This window comes from Nocardioides sp. WJ219, from assembly GCF_058559815.1.
The window spans coordinates 746,594-765,000 of the sequence record NZ_JBZUJV010000002.1; the positions used below are offsets into that span (position 1 = coordinate 746,594).

At 73.8% G+C, this 18,407-nt stretch carries 19 protein-coding genes; 12 read left to right on the forward strand and 7 right to left on the reverse strand.

Features of this window, described 5'->3' with window-relative positions; all coding sequences use genetic code 11:
* The first annotated feature begins 116 nt into the window (after positions 1 to 116).
* Together AC4MBH_RS07645 and AC4MBH_RS07650 are read left to right on the forward strand one after the other, a co-directional pair.
* Positions 117 to 971, forward strand: coding sequence for a GNAT family N-acetyltransferase (locus AC4MBH_RS07645; RefSeq protein ID WP_491794019.1), 855 nt, complete (start codon positions 117 to 119; stop codon positions 969 to 971).
* A 20-nt stretch (positions 972 to 991) separates the two neighbouring features.
* Complete coding sequence (locus AC4MBH_RS07650; protein WP_491794021.1) at positions 992 to 1,672, forward strand: hypothetical protein; 681 nt, start codon at positions 992 to 994, stop codon at positions 1,670 to 1,672.
* Positions 1,673 to 1,701: 29 nt separating this feature from the next.
* Here AC4MBH_RS07650 and AC4MBH_RS07655 read toward each other — a convergent pair whose 3' ends face one another.
* Positions 1,702 to 2,388: an NUDIX hydrolase gene (locus AC4MBH_RS07655; RefSeq protein ID WP_491794023.1), complete on the reverse strand. Its 687-nt coding sequence runs from the start codon at positions 2,386 to 2,388 to the stop codon at positions 1,702 to 1,704.
* An 86-nt stretch (positions 2,389 to 2,474) separates the two neighbouring features.
* On the opposite strand from AC4MBH_RS07655, the gene pnuC reads away from it, so the two are divergent.
* Together pnuC and AC4MBH_RS07665 are read left to right on the forward strand one after the other, a co-directional pair.
* A complete protein-coding gene (gene pnuC, locus AC4MBH_RS07660) occupies positions 2,475 to 3,065 on the forward strand; it encodes a nicotinamide riboside transporter PnuC (protein WP_491794025.1) in 591 nt (196 codons plus the stop codon).
* Positions 3,062 to 4,153 (forward strand): AAA family ATPase, encoded by a 1,092-nt coding sequence (locus AC4MBH_RS07665; RefSeq protein ID WP_491794027.1) that lies wholly within the window; start codon positions 3,062 to 3,064, stop codon positions 4,151 to 4,153. Before pnuC ends, AC4MBH_RS07665 begins: the two co-directional genes overlap by 4 nt.
* Here the strand turns inward: AC4MBH_RS07665 and AC4MBH_RS07670 are convergent.
* Positions 4,086 to 4,676 carry a TetR/AcrR family transcriptional regulator gene (locus tag AC4MBH_RS07670; RefSeq protein ID WP_491794029.1) on the reverse strand — a complete coding sequence of 197 codons (591 nt, stop codon included), beginning with the start codon at positions 4,674 to 4,676 and terminating at the stop codon, positions 4,086 to 4,088. The two genes, AC4MBH_RS07665 and AC4MBH_RS07670, sit on opposite strands and share 68 nt — an antisense overlap.
* Positions 4,677 to 4,726: 50 nt before the next feature.
* Here AC4MBH_RS07670 and AC4MBH_RS07675 point away from each other — a divergent pair, with 50 nt between their 5' ends.
* The 3 genes from AC4MBH_RS07675 to AC4MBH_RS07685 all read left to right on the forward strand — a co-directional run bounded on the left by AC4MBH_RS07675 (position 4,727) and on the right by AC4MBH_RS07685 (position 7,778).
* Complete coding sequence (locus AC4MBH_RS07675) at positions 4,727 to 6,247, forward strand: flavin-containing monooxygenase (protein ID WP_491794031.1); 1,521 nt, start codon at positions 4,727 to 4,729, stop codon at positions 6,245 to 6,247.
* Complete coding sequence (locus AC4MBH_RS07680) at positions 6,244 to 7,086, forward strand: SDR family NAD(P)-dependent oxidoreductase (protein ID WP_491794033.1); 843 nt, start codon at positions 6,244 to 6,246, stop codon at positions 7,084 to 7,086. Before AC4MBH_RS07675 ends, AC4MBH_RS07680 begins: the two co-directional genes overlap by 4 nt.
* A gap of 161 nt (positions 7,087 to 7,247) precedes the next feature.
* Positions 7,248 to 7,778 (forward strand): DUF402 domain-containing protein, encoded by a 531-nt coding sequence (locus AC4MBH_RS07685; RefSeq protein WP_491794035.1) that lies wholly within the window; start codon positions 7,248 to 7,250, stop codon positions 7,776 to 7,778.
* On the opposite strand, the gene AC4MBH_RS07690 is transcribed toward AC4MBH_RS07685, so the two are convergent.
* Positions 7,660 to 9,117 carry a threonine/serine exporter family protein gene (locus AC4MBH_RS07690; RefSeq protein WP_491794037.1) on the reverse strand — a complete coding sequence of 486 codons (1,458 nt, stop codon included), beginning with the start codon at positions 9,115 to 9,117 and terminating at the stop codon, positions 7,660 to 7,662. The genes AC4MBH_RS07685 and AC4MBH_RS07690 overlap by 119 nt on opposite strands.
* A gap of 107 nt (positions 9,118 to 9,224) precedes the next feature.
* Between AC4MBH_RS07690 and AC4MBH_RS07695 the strand changes: the two genes are divergently transcribed.
* Positions 9,225 to 10,352 (forward strand): glutamate--cysteine ligase, encoded by a 1,128-nt coding sequence (locus tag AC4MBH_RS07695; RefSeq protein WP_491794039.1) that lies wholly within the window; start codon positions 9,225 to 9,227, stop codon positions 10,350 to 10,352.
* An 18-nt stretch (positions 10,353 to 10,370) separates the two neighbouring features.
* Here AC4MBH_RS07695 and AC4MBH_RS07700 read toward each other — a convergent pair whose 3' ends face one another.
* Both AC4MBH_RS07700 and AC4MBH_RS07705 read right to left on the reverse strand, forming a co-directional pair.
* Entirely contained in the window at positions 10,371 to 11,453 is a 1,083-nt protein-coding gene (locus tag AC4MBH_RS07700; RefSeq protein ID WP_491794041.1) for a DNA polymerase IV, read from the reverse strand.
* A gap of 29 nt (positions 11,454 to 11,482) precedes the next feature.
* Positions 11,483 to 11,827 carry a hypothetical protein gene (locus AC4MBH_RS07705; protein ID WP_491794043.1) on the reverse strand — a complete coding sequence of 115 codons (345 nt, stop codon included), beginning with the start codon at positions 11,825 to 11,827 and terminating at the stop codon, positions 11,483 to 11,485.
* A 277-nt stretch (positions 11,828 to 12,104) separates the two neighbouring features.
* Between AC4MBH_RS07705 and AC4MBH_RS07710 the strand changes: the two genes are divergently transcribed.
* Positions 12,105 to 13,511, forward strand: a complete 1,407-nt coding sequence (locus AC4MBH_RS07710) for a WS/DGAT/MGAT family O-acyltransferase (protein ID WP_491794045.1) — start codon at positions 12,105 to 12,107, stop codon at positions 13,509 to 13,511.
* A 19-nt stretch (positions 13,512 to 13,530) separates the two neighbouring features.
* On the opposite strand, the gene AC4MBH_RS07715 is transcribed toward AC4MBH_RS07710, so the two are convergent.
* Positions 13,531 to 14,076, reverse strand: coding sequence for a 2TM domain-containing protein (locus AC4MBH_RS07715; protein WP_491794047.1), 546 nt, complete (start codon positions 14,074 to 14,076; stop codon positions 13,531 to 13,533).
* 65 nt (positions 14,077 to 14,141) lie between these two features.
* On the opposite strand from AC4MBH_RS07715, the gene AC4MBH_RS07720 reads away from it, so the two are divergent.
* The gene (locus AC4MBH_RS07720) at positions 14,142 to 14,738 is read left to right on the forward strand and encodes a TetR/AcrR family transcriptional regulator (protein WP_491794049.1); all 597 of its coding nucleotides are present in this window, start codon (positions 14,142 to 14,144) and stop codon (positions 14,736 to 14,738) included.
* A 6-nt stretch (positions 14,739 to 14,744) separates the two neighbouring features.
* Here AC4MBH_RS07720 and AC4MBH_RS07725 read toward each other — a convergent pair whose 3' ends face one another.
* Positions 14,745 to 15,884 carry a site-specific DNA-methyltransferase gene (locus AC4MBH_RS07725; RefSeq protein WP_491794050.1) on the reverse strand — a complete coding sequence of 380 codons (1,140 nt, stop codon included), beginning with the start codon at positions 15,882 to 15,884 and terminating at the stop codon, positions 14,745 to 14,747.
* Positions 15,885 to 15,941: 57 nt separating this feature from the next.
* Here AC4MBH_RS07725 and AC4MBH_RS07730 point away from each other — a divergent pair, with 57 nt between their 5' ends.
* Both AC4MBH_RS07730 and AC4MBH_RS07735 read left to right on the forward strand, forming a co-directional pair.
* Complete coding sequence (locus AC4MBH_RS07730; protein ID WP_491794052.1) at positions 15,942 to 16,682, forward strand: hypothetical protein; 741 nt, start codon at positions 15,942 to 15,944, stop codon at positions 16,680 to 16,682.
* Positions 16,683 to 16,747: 65 nt separating this feature from the next.
* Entirely contained in the window at positions 16,748 to 18,346 is a 1,599-nt protein-coding gene (locus AC4MBH_RS07735; RefSeq protein ID WP_491794054.1) for an alpha/beta hydrolase family protein, read from the forward strand.
* Positions 18,347 to 18,407: the final 61 nt, after the last annotated feature.

The window sequence follows — 18,407 nt, forward strand, 5'->3', positions numbered from 1 at the left end:
TCGGCCGGGGTGGACGGCGTCCATCGTGCCGCATCGGGCCCGGCGCCCGTCGGGGGTCGCCGGGCAGCGCCGAAACACAGTGGTGCCGGCGGGCATCGGCGGCGCAGGCTCGCGTCGTGGACGAGATCAGCCTGACCGGACGCGCGGCGCTGGCGTCGGCGACCGAGGTGCTCCGACGGGCGCGGCGCGCCGACCCGGTCGGGGGCACCTGGGAGGCCGCCGACCTGCACTGGTGGTGGCGCCGCGAGCGGGCCTCCGACGCGGTCGAGCAGGTGTGCTGGGTCGACGAGGACGGCCCGGTGGCCGGCGTCTACCTCACGAGCTGGGGCGACGACTGGCAGTGCGACCTGCTGGTCGCGCCGGGTCCCGCCGCGCCGCGACCCGAGGTCGTGTGGGCGCGGGCCCTCGAGGTGCTCGCACCCGTCGTCGGCCGGGTGGTGGTGCCGGTGCGCTCCGACGCCGTCGCGCTGCGGGCGCTCGTCGAGGACGCCGGGTTCCTGGCCGGGCAGACCGACCACGTCGCCTGGCTGGACGCCGCCGACCGGCCGTCGCCGCTGCCGCTCCCCGACGGCTTCGTGCTCGTCGACCGCCTCGGGCGCGCCGGCACCCCCCACCCGATGGCCGGTCGCAACGGTGAGGCCGTCGAGGCCCGCCTGGCGCAGAGCCCGCTCTACGACGCCTCGCTCGACCTCGCGGTGGAGACCACCGACGGCCGGGTCGCCGGCTACTCGCTCCACTGGTTCGACCCGGTGACGCGAGTGGGGCTGGTCGAGCCGGTGCGCGTCGAGGACGACTTCCAGCGTCGGCGCCTGGCCACGACCATGCTCACCCACGGCATCGACCTGCTGGTCACGCGGGGCGCCGAGCGGGTCAAGATCTGCTTCGGCTCCGAGGCAGCCGGTGCGGTCTACACCGGCGTCGGGTTCGTGCCGACGTCGAGCGACGTCTGGTACGCGCGGCCCGCCGGCTAGACCCGGCTACGGTCTGCGCCATGGACGACTGGACGCTGCTCACCGCCGAACGGCCCCGGCTGGTCCGGCCGGACCGTGCCGGCGAGGTCACCGGACCCTCCCGACCGTGGGACCGCCCGCTGCCCGCGTGGGCCGACGACCTCGACCGGTTGCTCCGCGCCGCCACGATCACGCCCGTCAGCCTCGGTGGCGAGGCCGTCGAGGTGATCGGGTGGGCCACGCGTGACGGCCGGGCCGGCTGGTTGGCACCGGCGCCGCCCTCCGACCCGTTGCCCGGGCACCTGCACCCCGACCACGCGGCGCTCCTGGCGTCGTTCGGCGGCGTGACGGAGCGCTTCGACGAGCCGGACGGCTGGCTGTGCAACACCAACCGCTCGCTGACGGTCGGCGCGGCCCGCGGTGACGCCCACGTCCTCGACGACTACGAGTGGTTGTGGGAGGACGACGACCTCGTCTGCCCGATCGCCCCCGCCGACCGCGCCTCCTGGTACGTCCTCAGCGAGGAGGCCAACGGCAACTGCACCCTCGTCCACCAGGAGTCCGGCCAGGTCGCGATGTTCGCCGCCGACCACGCCTTCGACCACGTCACGCCCTGGCCCGGGTGCCCCGACTACTCGCTCTACTCGATCGACGGCGCCCCGGACCTGCGCAGCTGGGTCAACGCGGTGTCGCGTCAGTGGCTGGCCGCCACCACGGCCTGATCCCCCTCGGTGCCGGCGACCCCCCGCCGTCACCAGGCCGACCGCACCAGCGGGCTGTCGAGCGCAGCGGTCCCGGTCTTGCGGGCGCGGAACAGCGCCGCGGGACGGCCCCGACCGGCCGCGCGCAGCTCACCGGTCGCCGTGACCCAGTCGGGGCTGCTGCGCACCTTGCGCTGGAAGTTGCCGGCGTCCAGGGGCCGCCCCCAGACGACCTCGTAGACCGAGCGCAGCTCGGCGAGGGTGAACTCCTCGGGCAGGAACGCCGTGCCGACGGCGGTGTACTCCAGCTTGGCGGCCAGCCGCTCCACGGCGTCGTCGAGGACCTCCGCGTGGTCGAAGGCGAGGCCGGCGCGGCGTACGTCGGCGACCGGCCGCCACGCGGCGGTGGCCGCGTCGGTGCCCGCGAGCGGCGTGACCGGCTCGGCCAGCACGGCGAGGTGGGCGACGCTGACGGTCCGGGCCCGCGGGTCGCGGTCGGGGGCGCCGTACGAGCGCAGCTGCTCGAGGACGGGCTCGTCGACCCCGGTCTCCTCGCGCAGCTCGCGGCGGGCGGCCGTCTCGAGGTCCTCGTCGGGCCGGACGAAGCCGCCCGGCAGGGCCAGGGCCCCCTGCCACGGCTCGACGCCGCGCTCGACGACCAGCACCGACAGCTCGCCCTCGTCGATCGTGAAGGCGGCGACGTCGACGGCGACGTAGCTGACCGGGTAGCTGACCACGGACCTCACCTTAGTTGTCGAGTTGACAACAAACAACTCCGTGATGTTCTGTTGTCGTACCGACAATTATCAGGAGGGTTCCTCCCATGGACTGGACCGAGATCGCCGCCTTCGCCACCGGAGCGCTGTGCGTCTACCTGGTCGTGCGTCAGCACGTCGCCAACTTCGCGGTCGGCATGGCCAACAACGTGCTCTTCATCTACCTCTTCGTCGGCGCCGGGTTGTACGCCGACGCCGGGCTGCAGGTGGTCTACATCGGCCTGGCCCTGCTGGGCTGGTGGTGGTGGACACGTGGTGGCGAACGCGGCACGGGCGTGGTGGTGCACCAGCCGTCGGCGACCGCCCTGGTCGGCTGCCTGGTCGCGGTCGCCGTCATCACCGCGGTGCTGCAGTGGGTGCTGCTCACCTGGACCGACTCCACGGTCGCCGGGTGGGACGCGCTCACCACCGCCCTCAGCCTGGTCGCCCAGTTCATGCTCTCGCGCAAGTGGATCGCCAACTGGTGGTTCTGGATCGTCGCCGACCTGGTCTACATCCCCCTCTACGCCCACAAGGGCCTGTGGCTCACCGCCGCGCTCTACGTGCTCTTCCTCGGCCTCTGCGTGGCCGGGCTCGTGCAGTGGCGGCGGGCGCGGACCGCGGTCGCGGAGCGGCCGGCCGAGGTCGTGGCGGCGTGAGGCGGTTCCGGCACGGCCTGGTGCTCGGCAAGTTCTGGCCGCTGCACGCCGGTCACCAGCGCCTGGTCGAGGAGGCCCTGGCGCGCTGCGACCGGGTCACCGTGCAGCTGCTCGCCACCCGCGCCGAGGACGTGCCGCTCGAGGTCCGCGCCGCGTGGATCCGCGAGCTGCTGCCCGCCGCGCACCTGGTGGCGGCGTACGACGAGACGCCGGTCGACCTCGACGACCCGGCGATCTGGGACCTCCACATGGAGGTCGTCCGCGCCCACCTCGACCAACCCGTCGACGCGGCGTTCACCTCGGACGCCTACGGCGCCGAGCTCGCCCGCCGGCTGGGCGCGACCTGGGTGCAGGTCGACCCCGGCCGCACCGAGATCCCGGTCTCGGGCACCGCGGTGCGCGCCGACCCCGGCGCCCACTGGGACTTCCTCGCCCCTCCGGTCCGCGCCCACTACGTGCGCCGCGTCGTCGTCACCGGGGCGGAGTCGACCGGGTCGACGACGCTCGCCCGGGCCCTGGCCGAGCGGCTCGGCTGCCCGTGGGTGCCGGAGTACGGCCGACACTGGTCGCAGGTGCGTCCCGGCGGGCTCGAGGCGCCGTGGCTCACCGAGGAGTTCGTGCACATCGTGCGCCAGCAGTGCGCCGCCGAGGACGCCGCCGCCCGCGCGACCCCCGTCCCGTGGCTGGTCTGCGACACCGACGCGCAGGCGACGACGCTGTGGCACGAGCGGTACGTCGGCCACCTCTCCCCCGACGTCGCCGCCGCCGCGGCCGCCCAGGTGCGACCGCGCGCCCGGATCCTCACCGGCGACGAGATCCCCTGGGTCCAGGACGGGCTGCGCGACGGCGAGCACGTGCGCCACGCGATGCGGGACCGCTTCCGCGCGACGCTGGGCGACGACGGCGTGCCGTGGGTCGAGGTGCGTGGGTCGGTCGACGACCGGGTCGAGCAGGCGCTGGCGTTCCTGGACGGGCTCGCCGGTCCGGTCGCCGGTCCGGCGGACCCACACGCCGATCCGCTCAGACGGAGGCCGCCACCAGCGCGGGGAGGGAGACGGCGAGCAGGTGCAGGAGCTCCTCGCGGGTGACGCCGGCGGGGTCGGCGACCCAGGAGAGGACCAGGTCCTCGGCCATCGCCGACCAGCCGCGCACCAGCAGCCGGGTGGCGGGGGTGTCGGGGACCAGCTCGGTGCGGTCCTCGACGAAGATCCGGTCGGTCAGCGCCGAGCGCGCCTCGTCGTAGATCGCCCGGAGGGTCTCGTTGCCGCCCTGGGCGCCCTTGACGAGCGAGAGGTAGCCGGCGTGGTTGGCCTCGACGTAGTCGACGTAGGCGGCCATCGACGAGGCCAGCCGCTCCACGGGGTCGCCGCCGGGCAGCGGGGCGGTCTGGGCGATGAGGTCGTCGGCCGCGCGGCGCACGACGGCCTCGTGGAAGGCGTGCTTGTTGCCGAAGTAGTGGTAGAGCAGGCCGCGGGAGATCCCGGCCTCCTCGGCCAGCAGGTCGATCGAGAGCTCGTCGAGCGAGCGGTCGGCGAGCAGCCGGACGCCGAGGTCGAGCAGCTGGGCGCGACGCTCGTCGGGCGTGAGGCGGACACGTGTGCTGTCGGTCACGGGACGCATTCTATTGACACTTGTTCAATAACGCCAATACCGTGGGCCATGTGAGCCAGCAGATCATCGACCACCTCGTCATCGGCGCAGGCTTCGCCGGGCTGTGCGCGGCGATCAAGCTCGACGAGGCCGGCGAGCGCGACTTCGTGGTCGTCGAGCGCAGCCACGACGTCGGCGGCACCTGGCGCGACAACACCTACCCCGGCGCGGCGTGCGACGTGCCGAGCCAGCTCTACTCCTTCTCCTTCGCGCCCAACCCCGACTGGTCGATGTCGTTCTCGCCACAGCCGGAGATCCAGGCCTACATCAAGCAGGTCGCCGACCGCTCCGGCACGCTCGACCGGTTCGTCTTCGACACCTCCGTCGACGACGTCCGCTGGGACGCCGCCCAGCAGCGGTGGGCGGTGACCACGACTCCCGTCGCCGGCGGCGAGCCCACGACGTACGCCGCCCGCACGGTGATCAGCGGCGCCGGCGGGCTGTCGGAGCCCCGGCTGCCCGACATCGAGGGCATCGAGTCGTTCGGCGGCGAGCTGTTCCACTCGGCGCGGTGGGACCACGACGTCGACCTCACCGGCAAGCGGGTGGCGGTGATCGGCACCGGCGCGTCGGCGATCCAGATCGTGCCCGCGATCCAGCCGCAGGTCGCCCACCTCGACGTCTACCAGCGCACCGCGCCGTGGGTGATGCCGCGCCACGACCGCCGCTACTCGGCGGTGGAGAAGGCCGCGCTGCAGCACGTGCCCGGCCTGCAGAAGGTCTACCGCGAGGCCATCTACTGGGGTCGGGAGAGCTACGTGCTGCCGTTCACCCGCGTGCCGCGGGTGCTCGCGCCGGTCGAGCGGCTCGCACTCGGCAACATCCGCAAGGGCATCGACGACCCCGCCCTTCAGGCGAAGGTCACCCCCGACTTCCGGATGGGCTGCAAGCGCATCCTGATCTCCAACACCTACTACCCGGCGCTCGCGGCCGACAACACCGAGGTCGTCACCGACCGGATCGCGCGGGTGACGCCCACCGGCATCGTGACCGCAGACGGCACCGAGCGACCGATCGACGTCCTCGTCGTCGCCACCGGCTTCCACACCACCGAGCTGCCGATCACCGAACGCATCACCGGGCGGGAGGGCCACACCCTCGCCCAGCAGTTCGACGAGCAGGGCATGTCGGCCTACAAGGGCACGACCGTCCCCGGCTTCCCCAACCTGTTCTTCCTCGTCGGCCCCAACACCGGACTCGGCCACTCGAGCATGGTCTTCATGATCGAGTCGCAGGTCGCCTACGTCGTCGACGCGCTGCGCACCATGCGCACCCACGACTACGGCACCGTCGAGGTCACCCGGTCGGCCGAGCGCGCCTTCCACACCGACGTCCAGCGCCGGATGGGCCCGACGGTGTGGAGCACCGGCGGCTGCGCCAGCTGGTACCTCGACAAGCACGGCCACAACACCACCCTGTGGCCGCGCACCACCTTCGCGTTCCGGGCCCTGACCCGGTCGTTCGACGTGGCGGCGTACACCGTCGCCGCACCCCTCACCCGCACCACCGATCGGGAGGTCGTCCCCGCATGAAGTCGCTCAAGGACAAGGTCGTCGTCATCACCGGAGCCGGGTCCGGCATCGGCCGCGCCCTCGCGCTCAACCTCGCCGGCCAGGGCTCGCGGCTCGCGCTGTCCGACGTCGACGAGACCGGCCTCGCCGAGACCGCCCGCCTGGTCACCCAGCAGGGCGGCTCCGAGGTGCGTACCGACCGCCTCGACGTCGCCGACCGCGACGCCGTCAGCCGCTACGCCCTCGACGTCGTCGAGGACCTCGGCCGGGTCAACGTCGTGATCAACAACGCCGGCGTCGCGCTGGCCGGCGACCTGACCGACCTCGAGTACGCCGACATGGACTGGATCATGGGCGTGAACTTCTGGGGCGTCGTGCACGGGACTAAGGAGTTCCTGCCGCACCTCATCGCGAGCGGCGACGGCCACGTCGTCAACATCTCCTCGCTGTTCGGCCTCATCTCGATGCCGGGCCAGTCGATGTACAACGCCTCGAAGTACGCCGTGCGCGGGATGTCGGAGGCGCTGCGCGAGGAGATGCTCATCGCCAAGCACCCCGTCGGCGTGACCGTCGTCCACCCCGGCGGCATCAAGACCGCCATCGCCCGCAACGCGCGGGTCTCCGCCAAGGAGGACCAGGCCGCGACCGCCGCGTTCTTCGACAAGAAGCTGGCCAAGATGACGCCCGAGCGGGCGGCCGAGATCATCGTCAACGGCATCGTCAAGAACAAGGCCCGCGTGCTCGTCGGCATCGACGCCCACGCCCTGCACACCGTCGCCAAGCTGGTCGGCTCGCGCTACCAGGACGTCGTCGCCCACAGCGCCGGCCGGGTGCTGCCGGCCAAGGCCAAGGTCGTCTGAGGCGGGCCGGGCGTGGCGGCCCGGGCAGGTCGGCCCGGCGGGATGTTGCTCACCGTCGTGGCCACTACCTGACCCTGGCAACCGTCGGCTGGTAGCAACAACAGTGGGTGACACCGCCGCCTCCCGGCGCCGCCCAGGAGCGGCCGTGGCACCGTACGCACGTGGGTGAGACACCGACCGCCGGCGACGACGTACGGCTCGAGCTGACCAAGTGGGGCGGTCGCCCGCACTGGGAGTTCGACGCGACCTTCCTCGGGTCCGACGAGCACGGCGACTGGATCGGCATCGCGACCGGGACCCCGATGGCGCGTCCCGGGGCGGCGTTCGTGACCGAGACCGACCAGGTCGGGCTGGTGCCGCACGGGGTGGGGTGGCTGGCGACGTTCCACGCCCCCGGCTACGTCCTGTCGACCTACGTCGACATGACGTCGGTGCCGTGGTGGGACGGCACGACGTGCCGGGCGGTCGACCTCGACCTCGACGTGATCCGCACCGCCGCCGGCGACGTGTACGTCGACGACGAGGACGAGTTCGCCGAGCACCGGGTGACGCTCGACTACCCCGACGACGTGGTCAGCCTCGCCGAGGCCGCGTGTGCCTGGGTGCGGGATGCGGTGCTCCAGGAGCGGGCTCCGTTCGACGCGACGACGTCGGACCGGTGGTTCGCGGTCCTCGCCGCCCGATCATCTTGACCGGTCCGACCAGCCGGGGCCCGGCGAGCCGGGTCTCCACGCGGCGCGCCTCCCGGGCGAGCGGCTGGGCGAGGTACTCCCCCAGGAACACGCCGGCGGCGATCGCGAGGGCGACCGAGGCGGCGCCGATGAGGGCGACCAGGCCGAGCGAGGTGTCGCGGCGGCCGCCCTCGCCGAGGAGCGAGAGTCCGCGGTAGATCGCGATGCCGGGCAGCATCGGGACCACCGCCGAGACCACGATGATCAGCGGCGGCACGCGCAGCCGGCGGGCGACGGCGTACCCGACGAGGCCGACGAAGAACGCCGCGATCGCGACCGACCAGGTACGCCCGATGCCGGGCTCCTGCACCGAGCTCGAGATCACCACGGCGATGGCCGCGACGACGGCCACCGGGACCAGGGCGCGGCGCGGGGAGTAGGACGCGAACGCGAAGGCCGCGGCCGCGAGCGCGGAGCCGGCGGCAGCGAAGCCGAGGTCCTGGATGCCGGTGGCCCCGGGCTCGACCGTGGGCAGGTCGACCCCGACCGCGGCGGCGACGCTGAGCCCGCCGCTGACCCCGGCGATGATGCCGGCCGTCGCCACGATGGCCTCGGTGATGCGGGCGCCGGCGGTGATGTAGAAGCCGGTCAGCGCGTCCTGCAGGGCGCCCATGAAGCCGATGCCGGCCAGCAGCATCACGATGTTGGCGGTGACGACGAGCGAGACGTCGAGTCCCAGGTCGAGCCACCGGTCGACCGCGGCCGCGCCCACCGCGACCAGCGTCGCGACCACTCCCCCGGCGACCTGCTGGTAGAAGCCCGGCAGCCGCCGGCGCGCGATCCGCAGCTGCAGCCGGTCGATGAGGACCGCCGCGAGGGCGGCGAGCACCGCGACCACGGCGTCGCCGCCGAGCTGGACCGAGACGCCGGCCGACATCGCGGCCCAGCCGCCGGTGACCGCCCAGCGGGGCCGGTCGTGGCCGGTCAGGACGATGCGCCGCAGCTCGGCGCGCCCCGCCCGCAGCCCGAGGTCGCCGGAGATGACGGCGCGCACCAGGTGGTCGACGCGGGTGAGGTCCTGGTAGTCGATGGTGCGCTGGGAGACGTGGCGGGTCGCGATCAGCGGCGCCTCGTCGGGACTGGTCTGGTAGGTGATCGTCAACGAGGTGAAGGTGATGTCGACCTCGGCCTCGTCGGCGTCGAGGGCGCGCGCCACCGACAGCATCGTCGCGGTCACGTCGGCGGCACCGGCTCCCGAGGACAGGAGCAGGTCGCCGACGCGCAGGCAGAAGTCGAGGGTCAGCGCGAGTCGGTTGGGTAGCGGGATCTGCTGGGTCGTGGGGGTGTCCTGCTCGGCCATCGTTCGATGGTGTCGCACAGTGGTCGGCGGACCCAACCCGCACGGACGCGACATCGATCACCCGCGCAGGGGACCGGGCGACGCGGCGGGTGTGGAACGCTGGCGGGGTGCGGATCGACTTCCACGCCTCGGCCGACTACACGCTCGGCGTGGAGTGGGAGCTCGCGCTCGTCGACCGCCGCAGCCGCGACCTGCGCAACGACGCCGCCCACCTGTTCGCCCGGGCGCGACCGCGGCTGCCGCACCCCGAACGCCTGCACCAGGAGCTGCTGCGCAACACCATCGAGCTGGTCACCGGCATCTGCTCGACGGTGGACGAGGCGATGGCCGACCTCCGGGTCACGCTGGAGGGTGCGCTCGCCGCCGGCGACGACCTCGACCTCGACCTGTTCGGCGCCGGTACGCACCCCTTCGCGTCGTGGACCGGTCAGCAGCTGAGCCCCGGGCACCGCTACGAGGAGCTGATCAACCGCACCCAGTGGTGGGGCCGGCAGATGCTGATCTGGGGCGTGCACGTGCACGTCGGGCTGCCCGAGAGGTCACGCGTGATGCCCGTCCTGTCGGCGCTGCTCAACCACTACCCGCACCTGCAGGCGCTCTCGGCGTCCTCGCCGATCTGGGCCGGCGTCGACACCGGCTACGCCTCCAACCGGGCACTGATGTTCCAGCAGCTGCCCACCGCCGGGCTGCCCTTCCAGTTCGCCGCCTGGGAGGAGTACGAGGCGTTCGCGCACGACCAGCTGACCACCGGCGTCATCGACGAGCTCAACGAGATCCGCTGGGACCTGCGGCCCTCGGCGCACCTCGGCACGCTGGAGAACCGGATCTGCGACGGCGTCTCGACGTTGACCGACCTCGCCGCGCTCACCGCCCTGATGCACTGCCTGGTGGTCGACCTCGACACCCGGCTCGCCGCCGGCGAGGAGCTGCCGACGATGCCGCCGTGGCACGTGCAGGAGAACAAGTGGCGTGCCGCCCGCTACGGGCTGGACGCCATCGTCATCCTCGACGCCGCCTCGACCGAGCGACCGGTCACCGACGACCTCGCCGACCTGCTGGTGCGGCTGGAGCCGACCGCCGAGCGGCTGGGGTGCTCGGCGGAGCTGGCGTCGGTGGCCGACGTGGTGGCCGGCGGGGCGTCGTACCAGCGGCAGCGCGCCGTCGCCCGGCGCACCGAGGGCGACCTGGTGGCGGTCGTCGACGCGGTCGTGCGCGAGCTGCGCGACTCGGTGTAGCGCAGCGCGGGCCGGCGCTCAGCGCGGGTAGCCGCCCTCGGGCTCGACCATCTCGAGCCGGACGCCGACCAGCCGGACCCCGCGGCGGCGCTCGACCTTGGCCAGCAGCCCCACCGCCACCTCGGCCAGGGTCTCGGGGTCGTTGGTCGGACCGTCGGGCAGCTTGCGGCTGCGCTGCACCGTCTGGAACGCCGCATCGCGCACCTTGAGCCCCACCCGCCAGGCCGGTCGGCCCTCGGCGTCGATGTCGGCGACCACCCGGCCGGTGATCCGGCGTACGGCGGCCTCGACCTCGGCGTCGGTCTCGAGGTCGGTCTGGAACGTCTCCTCCCTCCCGTGGGCACGGGCCACCCAGGGCGTCGGGTCGACCGGGCTGGTGTCGACCCCTCGGCCGAGGCGGTGGTACCAGGGCCCCATCGTCGGACCGATCGCCGCCGCGAGGTCCTGCGCGTCGGAGGCCGCGAGCTGCGCGACGGTGTCGATGCCGAGGTCGGCCAGCCGCTTCTGGATCTTGGCGCCCACGCCCCACAGGGCCCGCGTCGGGCGGTGGCCCATCTCGGCGAACCAGGTGGCGTCGCTGATCCGGTAGACACCGCGCGGCTTGCCGAAGTCGGTGGCGATCTTGGCCTGCAGCTTGTTGTCGCCGACGCCGACCGAGCAGTGGAGCCCCGTGGCGGCCAGCACCTCGGCCCGGACCTGCTCGGCGTAGGCCATCGGGTCGCGCTCGCGCGACGGGTCGGCACCCGGCCGCAGTCCCACGAACGCCTCGTCCCAGCCGAGCACCTCGACATCGACGGGGTCGCCGTCCCAGAGCGAGGCGCGCAGGGTGGCCATCACGGCGGTCGACTTGGCCTCGTAGGCCGGGAAGTCGACCGGCAGGAACACCGCGTCGGGGCACCGCTTGAGCGCGGTGCGCAGCGGCATCCCCGACCGGACGCCGTGGGCCCGCGCCTCGTAGGAGGCCGTCGACACCACGCCCCGCTCGGTGGGGTCGCCGCGGCCGCCCACCACCACCGGGCGACCGGCCAGCTCGGGACGGCGGAGCACCTCGACGGCGGCGAGGAACTGGTCGAGGTCGACGTGCAGCACCGGCACCGGCATGACCCGATGCTGCCACCCCCCACCCCCGGCTACCCGTGGGCGCGGACCCAGGCCAGGGAGCGCTTGAGGTCACCGAGGTCGCGGTACCAGGTGCGCACCTCGACGCGGCACCGCACCCGCTGGAGGCGGGTGTCGTACTCCGAGCACTCGGCGATCGCCTCGGAGTCGGTGGGCGGGCTGATCGTGGAGCCGTCGGCGTGCACCAGGGTGAAGCCGTTGGCGCGGTCGCCCTCGACCTCGACGACGACCGGTCGCGAGCCGCGGAGCGCCTCGTCGGGCGCGGCCACGGCCAGGCCGGCGACGCCGAGCAGCGCGCCGAGGACGGCGGTGAGGATCAGGACGGGCAGGAGCAGGGTCTTCTTCGTGGATGTCATCAGGTCCTCCGGAGAGTCGGGTGCCGGCGGGTCCGGCAGCGCGAGGGACGCTAGGTGCGGGTGCGGACGGTGCGGCACCGCCGGCGCGGGGCCTGTGGACGACGGGGCCGTTGCGGTTGCCTGTGCACGACTCCGGGACGTCTCCACAGGCGGTCGGCCCCCGCGGGCGGCGGTCGGCCGCCCGCCCGGGTGCTTGTGGACGGCATCACGGCGCGACAGGATCGCCCCGGCCCACCGCAGCCTCACCACAGGCCGCCACCCCGACGAACGGACCCCCGTGCTGACCCCGATCGACCCGACCTCCACCGGCTTCCTGCTCGCCGAGAAGCGCAGCATGCCGATGCACGTCGGGGGGCTGCAGCTGTTCCAGCGGCCTGAGGGGGCGGGGCGCCACTACCTGCGCGAGATGTTCACCTCGATGCTCGAGGTCGACGAGGTCGCGCCCCTGTTCCGCAAGCACCCCCACCGCTCGGTGCGCACGGGCGGTCAGCTGGTGTGGAAGGACGACGAGCAGCTCGACATCGAGCACCACGTCCGGCACAGCGCCCTGCCCCGCCCGGGCCGGGTGCGTGAGCTGCTGGAGCTGTGCGGTCGCCTGCACGGCACCCGCCTCGCGTGGGAGCGCCCGCTCTGGGAGGCCCACCTGATCGAGGGCCTGCGCGACGGCCGCGTCGCGATGTACACCAAGATCCACCACTCCCTGCTCGACGGCGTCTCGGCCATGCGGCTGATGGCCAGCGTGCTGAGCACCGACTCCGACCAGCACGACATGCCGCCGCCGTGGGGTGCCCGCCCCGACGCGCGGCGGCGTACCCCGACGGACGACGACGACCACGGCCACCTGTCCGAGGTGCCGCTCGTCGCGCTGCGCACCGCCCTGGGCATCACCGCCGAGGCGGCCGGGATGCCCGCGGCGCTGGTCAAGACGCTCAGCAAGGGCCTGAGGAACGAGACGTCGGCCGTCTCGCTGCACGCGCCGCGCACCCTCTTCAACCAGGACATCACCGGCTCGCGCCGCTTCGCCGCCGACGACTGGCCGGTCGAGCGGCTCCGCGCGATCGGCAGGGCCACCGGCACCACCATCAACGACGTCGTGCTGGCGATGTGCTCCGGCGCCGTGCGCGCCTACCTCCTCGACCTCGGCGCGCTGCCCGACAAGCCGCTGGTGGCGATGGTCCCGGTCGGCCTCAACGCCCAGCAGTCGCAGATCGCCTCGGCCGACGGCGGCAACGCGCTCGGTGCGGTGATGGTGCAGCTGGCCACCGACCAGGCCGACCCCGCGCGGCGCCTCGGGGCGATCCACAAGTCGATGAAGGACGGCAAGGAGGCGCTGTCGTCGATGACGCCGGTGCAGATCCTGGCCATGAGCGCCCTCGGCCAGGCGCCGGCGATCCTGACGCCGCTGCTGCGGATGCAGGGCCTGGTGCGGCCGCCGTACAACCTGATCATCAGCAACGTCCCCGGCCCGCGGTCGACCCACTACTGGAACGGCGCGCAGCTGCTCGGCACCTACCCGCTGTCGATCCCGATCAACGGGATGGCGCTCAACATCACCTGCACCTCCTACGACGGCAACATGGCCTTCGGCCTCACCGGGTGCCGTCGCACGGTCCCGCACCTGCAGCGGTTGCTGACCCACCTCGACGACGAGCTGGCCGCCCTCGAGCGGGCGGCCGGCGTCTGAGCCGCTGCGATCGGCCGGGTCAGGCGGCGCGCCGCGACCCGGCGCGGCTCATCTCCTCCCAGACGGGGCCGAGGAGGAGCCAGGCGCCGACCGCCAGCCACAGCGGACCGGCGGCGCCGAGCGCGGCCGAGCGCTGGTCGGCGTCGGCGACCGCGGCGAGCGCCGCCAGGACGACGGAGGCGACGGCGGCGGCCACCACGACGCGCCGCCACTCCGTCCACAGCGCGGCCCGGCGGGCCGCCGAGCCGGCGGCCGGCCTCGGCGGCGGCGGGGGCCCGCCGGCGAAGCGGTGGGCGAACCGCACGTCGGCCCACCGGACCAGGCTGTGGCCGAACGCCAGGCTGAAGCCCAGGTAGACCGCGGCCAGCGCGTGGATCTGGTCGAACTCCGCGCCGCGGCGCAGGTCGACGGCGGCCGCGACCAGCAGGACGACGTCGACGAGCGGTGTGCAGGTGAGCACCACGGCGCCCAGGCGGGGCCGGCGCAGGGGGTAGCGCAGCGCCATGCCGAGGCCGAGGACCACCCAGAACCCGATCTCGCAGCCCACGATGACGGCGGCGATCATGGCGTCTCCTTGGTAGTACGGATGTGTCACCACGGAAACTAGCACAGTCGTACTACGATGACGGGGTGCCCCGGTTGATCGACCACTCCGCCCGCCGCGCCGAGCTGGCCGAGGCCGTCTGGCGGGTGATCGCGCGCGGCGGCGTGGGTGCGGTGTCGGTGCGCACCGTGGCGGCCGAGGCCGGGGTCTCCGCCGGCTCGCTGCGGCACGTGCTGCCCAGCAAGGAGGTCCTCCTCGCCGCCGCGATGGAGCTCGTCGTCGAGCGCGGCACCGTCCGCTTCCTCGCCCACGCCGAGCGGCCGATCCGCTCCCGCGCCGACGTGATCGCGCTGCTCGCCGAGATGCTCCCCCTCGACGACGTACGCCGCCTCGAGCTGCGCACCCACCTGGCCCTGGTGCTCGAGGCGGCCGGCCACCCCGGCCTGGCGTCGCTGCGCACCTCCCTCGACGACGCCGTCCGCCAGGGCTGCCTGACCACGCTCGCGGTGTGCCACGACGCCGGCCTGCTGCGACGCGGCCTCGACCTCGAGGAGGAGGCCGAGCGGCTGCACGTGCTCCTCGACGGCCTCGCGCTGCACCTCCTCGGACCCGACGAGCGGCTGGCGGTGACCCGGGCCGAGGCGCTCCTCGACGAGCACCTGGCCGCGCGGTGGGCGGCGTAGGTCGCCCTACTCCCGGTCCTCCACGAACCCGCCGCCCACGGCCTCGGCGACCGCGCGCAGCCGGGCCCGGGTGACGTCGGCGACGCATGCGTGGCCGGCGAGCGCCGCGTTGGAGCCCGGCCGCACCGGCTCGGCGACGTCGATCGACAGGCAGGTGCGGGTGCCGCCGTCGGCGGCGTTGGCCAGCGCGACCGCGTGCCCGGTGGTGCCGCTGCCGGCGAACGGGTCCAGCACCCGGCAGTCCTCCGGCATGGTCGCGAGCAGGCGCCGCAGCAGCCCCGTGGGCTTGGGCGACTCGAAGACGTGGCCCACCAGCGCCTTGAGCTCGGCGACCGCGGTGTCGGTGGAGCCGACCTCGTCGGCCAGCCAGACCGTCCGCAGCTTCTTGCGCCGCCCGGGCTCGAGCCAGTCCTTCTGGAACACGTCGACCCGCACGCCGTCGCGCCCGCGCACCTCGCGGCACAGCAGGTCGCGCGGCCGGGCGTCGACGCGGGGGGCGCTCCACCGCCACACCGCAGGCGTGCCGTCGCCGAAGACCGGCGTCACCTCCACCGCACCGCCGAACGGCGCGCTGCGCACCTCACCGGTGACCGGGTCGCCCCACAGCGGGAAGTGCATGGTCGGCGCGGTGACCGGGTTGAACTTCTTGTTGGTGTTGCGCAGCGGCAACCGCCTGTAGCGCAGCGGCTCCCCCGGGTCGGCGTGCGGGAAGTCGCGGGGGTCGACCGTCTCGGAGGTGGAGGCGTCGAGCACGCAGGCGGCGCGGTCGCGGGCGTGCACCAGGAGGTACTCGTGCGAGGTCGCGAAGCCGCGCCCGAGCTGGCGGCCCTTGGGGTTGAGGTTGACCACCACCTGCGCGAGGAAGCAGTCCTCGCCGAACACCTCGTCGAGCAGGAGCCGCAGGTGGGCGGCCTCGTGGTCGTCGATCGACACCGCCACCGCACCGCCCGGGGCGAGCACGCGGCGTACCTGCTCGAGGCGGGGACGCAGCATGGCCGTCCAGTCCGCGTGGGAGGCGAAGGAGTCGGCGTAGACGAAGCTGCTGCCGGTGTTGTACGGCGGGTCGAGGTAGGCCAGGTCGTACGCCGCGTCGGGCAGGCCGGCCAGGACCGCCAGGTTGTCGCCCACGACGAGACGGTTGGTCACCCCTCCAGGGGAGAGGTGATCCGACTCGGTCCCGGGCACCGGGACATCATGGACGACATGCGGGTACCGCGGGTCCGCGAGCGGGTGCTGAGCCTCGTCTCGCTCGCACTCACCCTCGGCGCGCTCACCGCCTACCTCGCCCTCAGCGACGGCCCCATCGGCACCCGCGTGCGGTCGGCCGTCGGGTTCGAGGACCGCGCCCGGCCGGCCGTGCCGGTCGACAGCGACGGCACCCACGCCTTCCTGCACACCCAGCCGGGCAGCCGGGAGCCGGTGGGCTTCAGCCCCTGCGACGAGGTCCGGTACGTCGTCAACCCGGTCGGCGCACCCGTCGGCTGGCTCGGTCAGGTCGAGGCCGCCGTGGCCGAGGTGGAGGCACGCACCGGGCTCGACCTGACCTACCTCGGCACCACCGACGACCGCGACTTCGGCCAGCGCCTCGACGACTCCGGGCCCGCGCCGGTGCTGATCGCCTGGGCCGACCAGGACGAGGTCGGCGGCCTCGCCGACGACGTCGCCGGCATCGGCGGACCGACCATGGTCGAGGTCGGCGGCAGCCGCGTCTACGTGACCGGCTCGGTGGTGCTCGACCGCGACGCCCTCGCCTGGTTCGAGGGCACCGACCGCGGCGACCGCCTCCAGCGGGCGCTCCTGCTCCACGAGCTGGGCCACCTGGTGGGCCTCGACCACGTGGAGGACCCCGCCGAGCTGATGCAGGCCGACGGGCTCGCGCGGGCGGCGTACGGGCCGGGCGACCGGGAGGGCCCCGCCCGGGTCGGCGCCGTCCCCTGCACGTGACCGGCGCCACACCGCCAGGCTCGACCGTCGTGTGACCATCGGCACACCGCGTCGTTGATCCCGGTGTGACCCCGCGCCGTGCCCCCGCCGTCCTGACCGCGCTGCTCGTCGCCGGGCTGCTCACGCCCGTCGCGACCCCACCCACGTCGGCCACGCCGGCCGCACAGGCCGCGCAGGCAGTCGCACCGCGGACCGGAGCCGTGGCGGCCAAGGCCCTGGCGACCAGGACCGAGGGTTGCGTCCGGAGCCGGCCCGAGCGCGGCACCACCACACCGGTGCGGATCTGCTACTCGCTCTTCAAGCCGGCCGGCGCCTCGGCCCGCCGCCGGGTGCCGATGCTGATGCACAGCCACGGCTGGGGCGGCTCCCGGACCACCCGGGCCGCCGACCTGAGGGAGTACCTGGCGGCCGGCTACGGCGTCCTGTCCTTTGACCAGCGCGGCTTCGGCGAGTCCGGCGGCTACGCACACGTGGAGAGCCCGCGCTACGAGGGCGCCGACGTGCGCCGCCTCGTCGACCTGGTCGCGCGGCTGCGGTGGGTCGTCAAGGACGGCCCCCGCGACCCGCGCCTGGGCGCGGTCGGCGGCAGCTACGGCGGGGGGTACCAGCTCCTCGGCGCCTTCGAGGAGCTGCACCTGCGCGGCAAGCCGGTCTTCGACGCCCTCGCACCGGAGATCACCTGGAACTCCCTCAGCGGCTCGCTCGCACCGAAGGGCGTGGTCCGCACCGAGTGGGCGCTGGCACTCGCCGCCGCCGCCCTGCCGAGCAACGCGCTCCAGCCGCGGGTCTACAAGGCCCTCGTCGAGGGGTCGGCGACCGGTCGGTGGCCCGACGGCTCGCTGCCCGGTGGGGAGGACCTCGAGTTCTACTTCCGCGCCAACGGCCCGAAGTGGCACGTCGACCACGGGCGCCGCCTCGACATCCCGGTGCTGTTCGGGCAGGGCACGACCGACGGCCTGTTCCCGCTCGAGCAGGGCCTGACCAACTGGCGCACCGCGATCACGGCCAAGGCGCGCAAGCGCAGCATCTTCGTCGGCTACAACGGCGGCCACGTGCTCCCGCAGCTGCTGCCGCGCGGCATCAACGTGACCTCCGACCCGTGCAGCAGGCGGCTGGCCGGTGGCGACTTCCGCCGGCTCTCGATCCGGTTCTTCGACGAGCAGCTCAAGGGCCGTCGTACGGGACTGCGCGGCTACGGCCGCCTCCACCTCGCCACCCCCGCCTCGCGGTGCACCACCGTCGACTCGGTGGCCGCCAGCCGGGGCATCCGCATCGCCGACGTCGTGAGCACCACCGCGGCCGGCGTGCCGCTGCCCACCAAGGTCGCGGCGGGTCCGATCCGCGTGGCCGGTACGCCGTACCTCACCGCGGCGGTGAGTGCGCTGGGCCTGGACAACCGCGCCTTCTACGGCCTCGCCGTCGGCACCAGCCCGCTCGACGCGCGCCTGGTGCAGAACAACGTGCTGCCGCACGTGGAGGCCCGACCGGTCTCGGGAGTGCGCCGCCGGATCGCGCTGCCGTCGGTGGCGGTCGACGTGCCGAGGGGGCAGAACCTCTACCTCCTGGTCTCGCCGCTGAGCGACACCTTCGTCGGGATGGCCTCGCGCACGCCCGGCGTGATCTCGCTCGCCGACACGGTCGTGCACCTGCCGGTGGTCCGCTGACCTGACCCCCGCTCCGCGGGACACACCACGGAAGTCGAAACACCAGCCTCACCCGTCACTC

Excerpts from the sequence above, each read along its gene's own strand:
- AC4MBH_RS07650 (WP_491794021.1), top strand. The coding sequence starts at position 992 with ATGGACGACTGGACGCTGCTCACCGCCGAACGGCCCCGGCTGGTCCGG.
- pnuC (WP_491794025.1), top strand. The coding sequence starts at position 2,475 with ATGGACTGGACCGAGATCGCCGCCTTCGCCACCGGAGCGCTGTGCGTC.
- AC4MBH_RS07680 (WP_491794033.1), top strand. The coding sequence starts at position 6,244 with ATGAAGTCGCTCAAGGACAAGGTCGTCGTCATCACCGGAGCCGGGTCC.
- AC4MBH_RS07690 (WP_491794037.1), bottom strand. The coding sequence starts at position 9,117 with ATGGCCGAGCAGGACACCCCCACGACCCAGCAGATCCCGCTACCCAAC.
- AC4MBH_RS07700 (WP_491794041.1), bottom strand. The coding sequence starts at position 11,453 with ATGCCGGTGCCGGTGCTGCACGTCGACCTCGACCAGTTCCTCGCCGCC.
- AC4MBH_RS07705 (WP_491794043.1), bottom strand. The coding sequence starts at position 11,827 with ATGACATCCACGAAGAAGACCCTGCTCCTGCCCGTCCTGATCCTCACC.
- AC4MBH_RS07715 (WP_491794047.1), bottom strand. The coding sequence starts at position 14,076 with ATGATCGCCGCCGTCATCGTGGGCTGCGAGATCGGGTTCTGGGTGGTC.
- AC4MBH_RS07730 (WP_491794052.1), top strand. The coding sequence starts at position 15,942 with ATGCGGGTACCGCGGGTCCGCGAGCGGGTGCTGAGCCTCGTCTCGCTC.